Here is an 11,087-nt window from a genome sequence, read left to right on the forward strand (position 1 = left end):
AGGCGACCTGCCCTGCAGCACGCCACCTGGCCGCTTCTCGCCGCCCACACACACTCCCTCCGACGACAAGGACCCTGATGACGAAGAATCCCGCCCGACCTGCCGCCGTGAGAACTGCCGGTGCCGTCCTGGCCGCCTCTGCCCTGTTGCTGGCCTCCACCGTTCCGGCGGCCGCTGGCGGCCCCCACGATCGCGACTCGCACCCCAGCCAGGGCCGTCACGCCTCAGACCGGACCATCACGGTGGCCAGCTTCAACATCCACCACGGAGCCGACTCGGACGACGTGCTGGATCTGGAACGGATCGCCGACGACATCGAGTCCTGGGATGTGGACGTGATCGGTCTACAGGAGGTGGACCGTCACTGGGGCGCACGCTCCGATTTCCAGGACCAGGCCGCCGAGTTGGCCGGCATGCTCGGCATGGACCACTGCTACGCCGCCAATCTGGACCAGGATCCCACCGAGCCGGGCCAGCAACGCCGCCAGTATGGCACCGCGATCCTGTCCACGCACGAGCTACAGGACTGCCGGAACACTCCTCTGCCGAACTCCGAGGACGGCGAACAGCGGGGCCTGGCCCAGGCGGACGTCAGGGTCCGCGGTTCGGAGTTCACCTTCTACACCACCCACCTCACACACCTCGGTCATGAGGGCGAGTTACGCGAGAAGCAGTTCAAGGCCGTCAACGAGATCGTGGCGGATTCAGGCCTGCCGGGCCTCCTCACCGGTGACCTCAACGCCGCTCCGCACCAGCCCGAGTACGCCACGTTCACCACCCTCTTCGACGATGTGTGGACCGAGGTGGGCACCGGCGACGGCTTCACCTTCGCTCCGGACAACCCGAGCAGCCGCATCGACTACATCCTGGCCACCCCGGAGATCATCCCGCTGTCCGCCGAGGTTCCCGAGGTGTACTCCTCGGACCACTTCCCCGTGGTCGCCGAGGTGACGCTGCCGCATCCGCGCGGCACGTCCAGGTAACCGGATCGTTCGCTCCCTACCTGTCCGTTCCCGCCACGGCGCTACCCCAACCGGTGCCGCAACTCTGCGAGCACGGCGAGCTGCACCTCGTCCGGATCCCACCGGGCCCGGGCGAGGTCCACGCGGAGGTGCGCGCTGTCGTCCTGCCCCAGTGCGGTGCGGCCCGAGCGACCTTTCATCGGTGTGCCCTCGTCCCGGTAGTGGGATGCGGCGCGGGCGGACAAGCGCGCCGGCAGGGAGCCGTCTGCTCGGACGATCCGCCACCAGGGTGTCCCGTCCGGAGCCCTGGACAGGGCAGCGCCGGCCTGGCGCGGGCCTCCCGCCCCGAGCAGACCGGCCAATCCCCCATAACTGATGGCTCGGCCCGGTGGGACGAGTCGGGCGGCCAGGACGAGCGCCTCGAACAGCTCGTAGGGGCCGGACGGCAACTGGGTGAGATCCTCCACAGATCACCATTCTGCCCTTCCGGCCCACAGCCTTCGGCCGGTTCCGTGCCTCGTGCGCCGTGGACCGGTAGCGTGTGGGGTGTGAGCGAGACCGCACAGAACATCCCCGCACCTCCGGCGGCCGGCTGGCACCAGCAGATCCGCGTCGGGTTCGATCTGGAGACCACGGGACGTGACCCGGAGGAGGCGCTCGTGGTGACGGCGTCCCTGGTGGTGGTGGACCCACACGGGCAGCTCGCCGCGGCGTATGAGTGGCTGGTGGACCCGGGCGTGCCGATCCCCGAGGAGTCCTCCGCCGTGCACGGTGTCACCACGGAGAGGGCCCAGGCCGAGGGGATGCCGGCCGATCAGGCCATTGTGGAGATCGCCGACACGCTGCGCGACTTCTTCGACGCGGGTATCCCCGTCATCGCCTTCAACGCCTCCTATGACTTCACCGTCATGGACCGGGAATTGGCCCGCCGTGGGCTGGAGCCACTGAAGAACCAGTGGATCATCGATCCGCACATCATGGACAAACAGGTGGACCGGTACCGCAAGGGCAAGCGCACCCTGACCGATGTCTGCGCCTTCTACGGCGTGGAGCTGCTGGATGCCCACACCTCCGCCGCGGACTCCCTGGCCGCAGTGGGAGTGGCCGATCAGTTGGCGTTGAAATACCCGAAGCTCCAGATCCCCCTGGCCGAGCTGCACGGGTTCCAGGTGCAGTGGAAGGCCGAACAGTCGGCCAGCTTCCAGGAATACCTGCGCCGCAAGGATCCCGCCGCCGTGATCAACGGCGATTGGCCGGTGCAGGGTCGCTAGGGGTGTCCTGGTCCGCGGCTCTCACTCCGTGAGCCACCAGACGGAGCATGAGTGGCATGCGAGTCTACTGCTGGCCTGTTCGGCGGTGGGGTGCCTGGCAGGAGTCCTCGCGCCCACCTTCTGGCTCGATTGGTCGGGGTTGCCCTGGGCGGGCGTTGTGGCTGCGTCCCTCCTGCTGGTGCCGCTGGCCGGCTCGGTGAGTGTGGCCGCGTTGACCGGCCGAATCGGCTCCGGCGTCCTACACCTGGTCGGTGCCGTCGGGGTGAGCGTCGCCCTGCTGGCGCTCACCTGGCTCAGCGTGCCTCCCAGCGCCCTGGTCGGGATGTGGCTGCTCGGGGCCGGGTTGTTCTCCTGGCCAGGTCAGCGATCTCGCAGGGCTGTGATGAGATCGGGAGCAATCGTGATGCTCATCGGCCTGGGGCAGATGCTCGTCTGGTGGATATCGCCAGGGGCTCCTGCAGCCGGCGCGGTCCTCCTGAACGTCATGATGGTCGGCTTCCTGACATGGCAGGCCGTACGCAATCTGCCGGTGCCGAAGCGGACGACGATCACGGGATGACCCGGTTGCTCCCCACGGCGCCCAGATCTGCAGCGATCCTGCCCAGGTCCTTGGACGCCGCCTGGTGCTTCGGGACGCCTGTGCCGCCCTCACGCGCCTCGGTCATGTCGGCAACGAACCATTCCGCCGTGCCCACCACGGGTACAGGAGCAACGGACGAACTCAGCAACTCACGGGCACCGTGAATCATGGAGGGGTCGTCAGACCACGCCATGACCATGGTCTCGCCACACAGACGCCCCACGAGTTGTGCACCGCCACCGACCATGAAGTAATGGTCCTCCCCAAAGAAGCCATCGGACGGACTCGGGCAGTCGAGACGCTCGTCGACGGCCTCGAACAGTTCGTCCAGGCTGCCCACCGAATCGGACACCGGGGTGGACAGCGAGGATCCGGGGTTGGGTGAGGTCGACCCACTCGTGGTGGCGGCTGGGGCTTGAGACGCAGGCACACCTTTGCCCGTTTCACTTCCACAACCCGCCAGGGCGAGTCCAGCCGCCAAGGCCACCACGGCACCACGGTTCGGAGTCGACCTGGGCTTCACCCCCATCTGCGCCTCCTGTGCTCGACCTTCGCTCGACCTTCGCTCGACGTCGGGTTCATCCACCCTACTGACGCTCACCATGAACGTCCTGACGCAACGTCTTCGGTGAGTCCGGCGATGAACAGTCCCAGGCCGTCTTGAAACCAGTTCGAGATGTCGGCGGAGTCCGGCACGTCACCGGCACTCACTTCGGCGATCCATCTGGAGTGCGCTGGCGCCCCGGTGCGGTTCAGCCGGCTCATCTCCTCCGACCACCAGGATTCAGGGCTCTTCTGTGTGCGCGTCCTCTCCCGCTGTTCTGCCGCCACCAGCATCGCCATACCCTGAACGTAGGAGTTCAATGCCACATAGCGGCCAAGGGCCACGGCACGGTCCATGCCCATGGCGACGAATGCATCGACATACGCACGGGCTATGTCCAGGACCACAGGGGTCAGTGGTGGGCGAGTACTGGTCAGAACGGTGACCAACCAAGGGTGGTCACCGTAGACGGCCCATTCCATCCGAGCTAGATGCATCAGTGTCTCAGCCGGTCTCCCAGGGCTCGTCAGCCGAACACCTCGGCGCCGGTAGACGTCCTGAGTCATCGCGAACACCAGCTGATCACGGCTCGCGAAGCTCCGCTGGACTTCGGCCAAGGGACTTCTGGTCTGATGAGCCACGCTCCGCAAGGTCACGGCTTCGATTCCCTCGGCGTCAGCCAGGGAGATGGCCGCCGTCAGCAACGGAACTGCTGCCCAGTGCCGATCCGCCAGTGCGGGAGAGATGGCAGAACGGCCTTGGTCCCGGCGGCGGCGGTAGGCCCTGGACTGACAGGACCGTGAGCAATAACGCCGGGGCCTCCCGGTGCCACCCGGCGGACCCAACTCCCGTCCGCATTCTGTGCAACCCACTGGCAACTTTCGTCTCAGATCTCGTGCGACGAAACCAGTACACCACAGTCGTCGACTGCCCCAGGATGGACTCCGGAGCGAAACACCACCACCAGGAGAACGCCATGTCCACGATGAGTCTGGAAGTCCGCCCGGCCCGGCGGTCCGAGTTCGACGCGGTTCTGAGTCTCAGTACAGAGGCCTTCGCCGACGAGGCAGTTCTCTCTTGGGTTGTTCCCGACCCCGCCGCGCGGCGGGCTCATATACGGGAGTCATTCGCGGGCTCACTGCGGGCAACCGTTGAGGCCGAGGAACTCACGATCGCCGTCACGTCCGGAGGCGAGGCCGTCGCCGTGTCCCTCTGGCATGACCTCGACGCAGATCATCGCGCCGCCATGAGCTCGGAACCCGCCGAGGCCATCGGCAGTTTCGATCCGGTCGCCCGCAGGATGCGCGCTGCGGCGACGGCAACGGCCGCGCGGCATCCCGCAGGGCACCACCTTTTCCTGTCTTCGATGGCAACCCGACCAGAATTCCGCGGCTGGGGAGCCGGAGCTGCCATGCTCCGCTTCGGGATCGACCGTGCGAAGGCGATCGATGTGCCCATCTACCTGGAGGCCTCGACTCCGCAGAACCGGCGGCTCTACCTTCGCAACGGATTCACCGATCACGGCAGTCCTCTGGCCCTTCCCGCAGATGGGCCGGTTCTTCAACCCATGTGGCGCTCGCCCGGGAAGTGAGCGGGCCTATTGCACCAGGAGATTGTCGTGGGCCTGAGTCCCGGATTCGGCCGGATGGGTGGTATCCGCCCCGCCCCGGACGGACCTGGCCTCCCTGCCTTCCAAGCCCACCGTTGGCCCGGAGGCACCAGAGCACCCGATGACTCCGGGTTCTGCCGCCACGATGCACAGGTCTGTGGCTGCAGCCGGTTCCCCCGGGAGAACGATACCGGTGCCGGAGACCCTCAGTCCGTGGCAGCGGCAGCCGCACGGGCCGCATGCGGCACGGCCTCGGCGATCCGGTCCATGGCGGCGTCGTCATGGGCGGAGGAGACAAACCACGCCTCGAAGACGCTCGGGGGCAGGTACACCCCGTGCTGCAGCATGGCGTGGAAGAACGGCGCGTAGCGGAAGGTCTCCTGAGCCTGAGCATCGGCGTAGTCGTGCACGCCGCGCTCCGAGGTCCCGAAGGCCACCGAGAACAGGGTGCCGGCCCGCTGGATGGAGTGGTCCACTCCGGCCTCCGTCAGTGCCCCGACCAACAGGTCCTCGAGCTGCTGCGAGCGCCGGGCAATGGTGTCATGGACCCCGCCCGTGGCGTTCTGCAGCGTGGCCAGGCCCGCGGCCATGGCCACCGGATTCCCGGAGAGCGTCCCTGCCTGGTACACGGGGCCCAGGGGGGCCAGCAGGTCCATGACCTCGGCCCGGCCTGCCACGGCGGCGGTCGGCATGCCTCCGCCGATGACCTTGCCGAAGGTCCACAGGTCCGGAGTCCAGCCCTCGTGCTTGCCGGAGAGCCCCCAGTAGCCGGCCTCCGAGGCGCGGAAGCCCGTGAGGACCTCGTCCCAGATCAGCAGCGCGCCGTGACGCTGGGTGATCTCGCGCAGGAACTGGTTGAAACCGTCGCTCGGGGTGACCACGCCCATGTTGCAGGGGGCGGCCTCGGTGATGACGGCGGCGATCTCGGTCCCGCGGGCGGCGAAGACCTCTTCGAGGGCAGCGCGGTCGTTGTAGCCCACCACGAGGGTCTCGGCGGCCTGGGCCTCGGTGACCCCGGCAGAGCCCGGCAGGGACTGGGTGGCCACGCCGGAGCCGGCCGCGGCCAGCAGTCCGTCCGAGTGGCCGTGGTAGCAGCCGGCGAACTTCACGATGAGATTCCGTTCCGTGGCGCCGCGCGCCAGGCGGATGGCGGTCATGGTGGCCTCGGTGCCGGTGGAGACCATGCGCACCCGCTCCACGGGGACCCTTCCGGCGATCAGCTCGGCCAGGCGGTACTCGTCCGGGGTGGAGGTGCCGAAGGACAGTCCGGCGTCCACTGCCCGGTGCACGGCGTCCACCACGGCGGGGTGGTTGTGGCCCAGCAGCATGGGTCCCCAGGAGCAGACGAGGTCCACGTACTCGCGGCCCTCGGCGTCGGTCAGGTAGGGTCCGGCGGCCCGGACCATGGACACGGGGTCCCCGCCCACGGACCCGAAGGCCCGGACCGGGGAGTTGACCCCGCCCGGGATGACCGAGCGGGCGGCCGCGTACAGGGCCGCGTTGGTGGTGGGAGCAGTGGCGGCCGTCGTCGCGGCCTGCGGAGTGGATTCAGCGGTCATCAGAACCGTCCTTCCTTGATCCAGCGGGCCAGCTCGGCGGCCCAGTACGTCAGCACGGTGTCAGCGCCGGCCCGGCGGATGGAGAGCACGGACTCGGCCACGGCCGCATCCCGGTCGATCCAACCGTTCGCGGCGGCAGCCTCGATCATCGCGTACTCCCCGGAGATCTGGTACGCGGAGACGGGCACACCCCGTTCAAACGCGGACTCCGCCACATCCCGCAGGATGTCCAGGTAGCTCATGGCGGGTTTGACCATGACCAGGTCCGCGCCCTCGTCCAGGTCGAGGGACACCTCCAGGAGGGCCTCGCGCCGATTGGCCGGATCCATCTGGTAGGTCTTGCGGTCACCGGTGAGCTGGGAATCCACCGCCTCGCGAAAGGGTCCGTAGAACGCCGAGGAGTATTTGGCGGCATAGGCGAGGATCGCGGTGTCCTGCCGGCCGGCGTCGTCCATCGCTTGCCGGATGACGGCCACCTGGCCGTCCATCATGCCGGAGGGTCCCACCATATCCGCGCCGGCCTCGGCCTGGGCCACGCCCATCTGCCCATAGATCTCCAGGGTGGCGTCATTGTCCACCGCGCCGTCTGCGGTGAGCACCCCGCAGTGGCCGTGGTCGGTGAACTCGTCCAGGCAGAGATCGGACATGACCACGATGTCAGAGCCGACCTCGGACTTGACGGCGCGGATCCCGCGGTTGAGGACCCCCTCGGGGTCCAGGGAGGCCGAGCCCATCGCGTCCCGCTTCTCGGGAATGCCGAAGAGCATGATGCCGCCCACCCCCAGCTCCACCGCCTCGGACGCCGCGCGCCGCAGGGTGTCCTGCGTGTGCTGCACGACTCCCGGCATGGACGTGATCGCCACCGGTTCACTGATGCCCTCCCGCACGAACACGGGCAGGATCAGGTCTGCCGGGTGGAGCCGGGTCTCGGCCACCAGCCGGCGCATCGCGGCGGACTGGCGCAGGCGGCGCGGACGGTGGGACGGGAAGGCCATGGGATCCTCTGCAGGCTCGGGTGCAATGGCCGCGGGCAGCGGCGGACAACGCCCTCCAGTCTAGGCCTCTGGCCCGCACCCTTCAGGAGCGTGGCTTCAGCTTCTCCGGATCGTAGAACGGGGTCTTGACCACCGTGGCCGGGATCCGCTTCTGCTGGCCGTCCAGCTTGCCCACCTGGACCTCGGCCCCGATCTCGGCATGCTCCACCATCATGCGGCACAGGGCGATGTTCTTGCGCAGGATCGGCGAGCGCGTGGCGCTGGTGATCACCCCGACCTTGAAGCGGCCCACGTGCACCGGGTCTCCATGGCCGGCCAACTCGTTCCCCTCCAACTCCAGGCCCACCATCGTGCGCTGCGGGTTCTCCTTCCGCTTGAGCAGCGCCCCTCGGCCGGAGAAGTCGTCCTCCTTGGTCTTCAGCGGCACGGTGAATCCGATCCCGGCCTCGAAGGGGTCCGTCTGGTCGTCGAAGTCGTAGCCGGCGAAGACCAGGCCGGACTCGATGCGCACCATGTCCAGGGCGTCCAGCCCCATCGGCGCCAGGCCATGCGGCTTGCCCGCCTCCCAGACCGCGTCCCACACGGCGGGGGCGTCCTTCGGGTGGCAGAACAGCTCGTATCCGAGCTCACCGGAGTATCCGGTCCGGGAGAGGATCACCGGGAGGCCCTGATGGTCCCCGATCCGGCCGATGGTGAAGCGGAACCAGGTGACGGAGTCGAAGTCGGGCTGCTGCGGCGGCGTCCAGATCAGGTCCCTGAGGATGTCCCGGCTGGCCGGGCCCTGGACGGCGATGTTGTGCAACTGGTCCGTGGAGTCCTTGATCCAGACGCGGTCCAGCCCCTGCTCCGTGGCCATCTGCCGCATCCACTGCCCCGTGTAGTCGTCACCGGGGATCACCCGGAAGTTGGTGTCGGAGCAACGGAAGACGGTGGCGTCGTCGATCATGCCGCCGGTGTCATTGCAGATGGCCGTGTAGACCACCTGGCCCTCGGAGAGCTTCCGGATGTTGCGGGTCATGCAGTACTGCAGCAGGGCCTCCGCGTCCGGACCCAGCACCTCGAACTTGCGCAGCGGGGACAGGTCCATCACCACGGCCTTCTCCCGGCAGGCCCAGTACTCGGCCTTCGGGCCGTGGCCGTCGAAGTGCGTGGGCAGCCAGAAGTTGCGGTACTCGGTGAACTGCTTCGTCAGGGCGCTGGTGCGCGGGTGGAACCCGGTCTGGCGGGTGAGCTTCGGCTCGGCGTCGGGCGTGGTGCGGTGAGAGATGGCCATCGAGAATCTCCGCTCCGGGGAGTAGACGCGCAGGTGGATGTCGGTGGGGACCCAGCCATTGGAGGGGTCGATGTCGTCCGGGCAGGCCGAGGACGCGCAGACCAGGTCTCGCTGGGCCTGCATCATGACGTAGTCACCCGGCCGGGACCACGGTTCGTCGAACACCAGCATGTTGTGTTCGTCGAACATGGTGTTGTAGAAGAGGTTCAGCGCTGGCCAGGACCTCCGGGAGGCCACCCGGTAGGAGTCCAACTGCCGGTTGAAGTTGTCCGTGCAGTTCACGTGGCCCGGGTAGCCGAAGTCCTCGTAGTACTTGGCATTGCAGGCCGGGGTGAACGAGTCGTGGCGTCCCACGGTGTCCCGGATGATCTCCACCAGTGGATCCATGTCCTGGTTGTAGAACTTCCCGTACAACCCGGGCTGGGAGTAGGCCTGTCCCACGATGTGACGGGTGGTGCTGGCATCCAGGCCCAGTTCGTGCCCCTCCTGCAGGGCGCGGGCATCGAAGGCCAGGAAGTCGGAGCACTGCCGCCCCTCGACGTCCAGGATCTGGATGTAGTCACCCTTCTTCACCTCGTACGCCACGGCCGTGCTGTTGTTGATGCGGACGTCGAGGATCGGGTCCGCCAGGGGCGGGGGCAGCTCGATCTCGCGCCGGGTGTGGGGGTTGGCCCGCTGGACCTCGATCATCAGCTCGGAGGGCGGGTTCGGGTCCTCGAGGGCCATCTGCCAGCTCGGATTCCCGACGACGGCGGTCACCGGCCGCTGGGCCGTGAACCCCTCGCGAGACCCGGCGGGCGACCACCCTCCGAACAACCGCACGGAGTGGGCGGCATCCGGGCGCAGGCCGCGCTGCGCCAGGGCGTTGACCACCCGGGCCACCTGCTCGTTGTCGAAGGTGGAGGCCTCGGTCAGGGCCCCCAGCACGGTGGCCGGGGCATCCGCCCGCAGGCCCACGGCGGCGAAGTCCTCGCCCCCGTTGCCCAGGACGGTGAACTCGGCGGCCTGGGCCCCGAAGCGGTCGACGATCGTGATCTCGTCGCCCGCCTCCATCTCCAGGGCCGTCACCCCGCCGGGCCGGACCCAATACCGTTCGTGGCCCGGCACCACGGGCAACAGCCCCGGTTGCACCAATCTGGGCCGAGCCAGATCGAGGGGAAGGGAGGACAGATCAGAGAGGTCGAGGGGTGCAGTCACCGGTATCCCTCCTCGGGGATGAGAATCTGCGGTTGACGCCGTCCGGTCCCGGCGTTCCCCGTAACGTAGCCCACATCCACGGCCCATGTAAGGGCTCAGGCAGACCGGTTCCTCGGTGGGTCCGGCCAGTGCGGTGCGGCCGCCCGACCCGTTCGGACCCCGGTACGGTGAGGACATGACCGAAATCTCCAGCGCCACCACCCGCATCGCCGTGCTGATTGACTGTGACAACGTCTCCCCCACCCACGCCGGCGCGGTGCTGGAGGAGCTCGCCACCTACGGCACCCCGACCATCAAGCGCGCCTACGGGGACTGGACCACCAACCAGCTCAGCGGCTGGAAGAATGAGCTGAACCGTCTGGCCATCCAACCCACCCAGCAGTTCTCCTACACGGTCGGGAAGAACTCCACGGACTCGGCCCTGATCATCGACGCCATGGATCTGCTGTGGATGGGGAATGTGGAGGCCTTCGCGATCGTCTCCTCGGACTCGGACTTCACCCGGCTCGCCACCCGGCTGCGTGAGTCCGGCAAGCGCGTCATCGGCCTCGGTGAGCGCAAGACCCCGGAGTCCCTGCGCAATGGTGTGGACCAGTTCATCTACCTCGAACTGCTCGGGGGCGCGGCGGAGGAGGAACCCTCTCCCGGCCGCCGGGCCACGCGCCGAGGCCGCCGGGGTGGCGCGGCGAATGACAACGACACCGATGTCACCGACCCCACGGCCGAGTCGACTGGCACCGTCGATGCACCCGACTCCGCCGGTTCCGCGCTCGAGGACATCGAGGACACCGCGCGCATCAACCTCGAGAGCGCCCTGTCCAAGGCCGTCAACGCCACCAGCGGGGACGACGGTTGGGCGTCCCTGAGCCGGGTCGGCCAGCACCTGAGCCGCGCCCACGTGGACTTCGATCCCCGCGATTTCGGCCACCAGAAGCTCAGTACCCTGGTCTCCGAACAGCCCTACCTGGAACACCGCACGTCCGATTCCCGCATGCAGGTCCGCCTGAAGCAGGGCCGGAACCGGGACTGACTCCGGCTCCAGCCAGCCCTGACCGGCCCTGACCGTCTACCCGGTGGTCCTTCGGGTTACCCTTTCG

At 68.1% G+C, this 11,087-nt stretch carries 11 protein-coding genes; 5 read left to right on the forward strand and 6 right to left on the reverse strand.

Annotation, left to right across the window (positions count from 1 at the left end):
• Positions 1-77 precede the first annotated feature (77 nt).
• Positions 78-983, forward strand: a complete 906-nt coding sequence (locus tag IMT31_RS03335; protein ID WP_413543750.1) for an endonuclease/exonuclease/phosphatase family protein — start codon at positions 78-80, stop codon at positions 981-983.
• A 41-nt stretch (positions 984-1,024) separates the two neighbouring features.
• Here the strand turns inward: IMT31_RS03335 and IMT31_RS03340 are convergent, their stop codons facing one another.
• Positions 1,025-1,429 (reverse strand): MGMT family protein, encoded by a 405-nt coding sequence (locus IMT31_RS03340; RefSeq protein ID WP_345355468.1) that lies wholly within the window; start codon positions 1,427-1,429, stop codon positions 1,025-1,027.
• A gap of 81 nt (positions 1,430-1,510) precedes the next feature.
• Here IMT31_RS03340 and IMT31_RS03345 point away from each other — a divergent pair, with 81 nt between their 5' ends.
• Positions 1,511-2,233 (forward strand): 3'-5' exonuclease, encoded by a 723-nt coding sequence (locus tag IMT31_RS03345; RefSeq protein WP_378109416.1) that lies wholly within the window; start codon positions 1,511-1,513, stop codon positions 2,231-2,233.
• A 157-nt stretch (positions 2,234-2,390) separates the two neighbouring features.
• The gene (locus IMT31_RS03350; RefSeq protein WP_413543751.1) at positions 2,391-2,792 is read left to right on the forward strand and encodes a hypothetical protein; all 402 of its coding nucleotides are present in this window, start codon (positions 2,391-2,393) and stop codon (positions 2,790-2,792) included.
• Here IMT31_RS03350 and IMT31_RS03355 read toward each other — a convergent pair.
• Complete coding sequence (locus IMT31_RS03355) at positions 2,782-3,153, reverse strand: hypothetical protein (RefSeq protein WP_413543752.1); 372 nt, start codon at positions 3,151-3,153, stop codon at positions 2,782-2,784. The genes IMT31_RS03350 and IMT31_RS03355 overlap by 11 nt on opposite strands.
• Before the next feature lie 257 nt (positions 3,154-3,410).
• On the reverse strand, positions 3,411-3,923 hold the full coding sequence (locus IMT31_RS03360; RefSeq protein WP_413544362.1) for a TetR/AcrR family transcriptional regulator C-terminal domain-containing protein: 513 nt from the start codon (positions 3,921-3,923) through the stop codon (positions 3,411-3,413).
• Between the two features lie 371 nt (positions 3,924-4,294).
• On the opposite strand from IMT31_RS03360, the gene IMT31_RS03365 reads away from it, so the two are divergent.
• Entirely contained in the window at positions 4,295-4,948 is a 654-nt protein-coding gene (locus IMT31_RS03365) for a GNAT family N-acetyltransferase (protein WP_413543753.1), read from the forward strand.
• A 224-nt stretch (positions 4,949-5,172) separates the two neighbouring features.
• Here the strand turns inward: IMT31_RS03365 and hemL are convergent, their stop codons facing one another.
• The 3 genes from hemL to IMT31_RS03380 form a co-directional block, all read right to left on the reverse strand.
• Complete coding sequence (gene hemL, locus IMT31_RS03370; protein WP_413543754.1) at positions 5,173-6,525, reverse strand: glutamate-1-semialdehyde 2,1-aminomutase; 1,353 nt, start codon at positions 6,523-6,525, stop codon at positions 5,173-5,175.
• A complete protein-coding gene (gene hemB / locus IMT31_RS03375; protein WP_413543755.1) occupies positions 6,525-7,520 on the reverse strand; it encodes a porphobilinogen synthase in 996 nt (331 codons plus the stop codon). Before hemB ends, hemL begins: the two co-directional genes overlap by 1 nt.
• 82 nt (positions 7,521-7,602) lie before the next feature.
• Positions 7,603-9,990 (reverse strand): DUF1989 domain-containing protein, encoded by a 2,388-nt coding sequence (locus IMT31_RS03380; protein ID WP_413543756.1) that lies wholly within the window; start codon positions 9,988-9,990, stop codon positions 7,603-7,605.
• 175 nt (positions 9,991-10,165) lie between these two features.
• On the opposite strand from IMT31_RS03380, the gene IMT31_RS03385 reads away from it, so the two are divergent.
• On the forward strand, positions 10,166-11,020 hold the full coding sequence (locus IMT31_RS03385; protein ID WP_345355447.1) for an NYN domain-containing protein: 855 nt from the start codon (positions 10,166-10,168) through the stop codon (positions 11,018-11,020).
• Positions 11,021-11,087: the final 67 nt, after the last annotated feature.

Origin of the sequence: Citricoccus nitrophenolicus (assembly GCF_047305825.1) — a bacterium.
GTDB lineage: Bacteria > Actinomycetota > Actinomycetes > Actinomycetales > Micrococcaceae > Citricoccus > Citricoccus nitrophenolicus.

What these genes read in the sequence shown, in the direction of transcription:
- IMT31_RS03385 (WP_345355447.1), top strand. Translation starts at nt 10,166, where the DNA reads ATGACCGAAATCTCCAGCGCCACCACCCGCATCGCCGTGCTGATTGAC.
- hemB (WP_413543755.1), bottom strand. Translation starts at nt 7,520, where the DNA reads ATGGCCTTCCCGTCCCACCGTCCGCGCCGCCTGCGCCAGTCCGCCGCG.
- IMT31_RS03365 (WP_413543753.1), top strand. Translation starts at nt 4,295, where the DNA reads ATGGACTCCGGAGCGAAACACCACCACCAGGAGAACGCCATGTCCACG.
- IMT31_RS03335 (WP_413543750.1), top strand. Translation starts at nt 78, where the DNA reads ATGACGAAGAATCCCGCCCGACCTGCCGCCGTGAGAACTGCCGGTGCC.
- IMT31_RS03360 (WP_413544362.1), bottom strand. Translation starts at nt 3,923, where the DNA reads ATGACTCAGGACGTCTACCGGCGCCGAGGTGTTCGGCTGACGAGCCCT.
- hemL (WP_413543754.1), bottom strand. Translation starts at nt 6,525, where the DNA reads ATGACCGCTGAATCCACTCCGCAGGCCGCGACGACGGCCGCCACTGCT.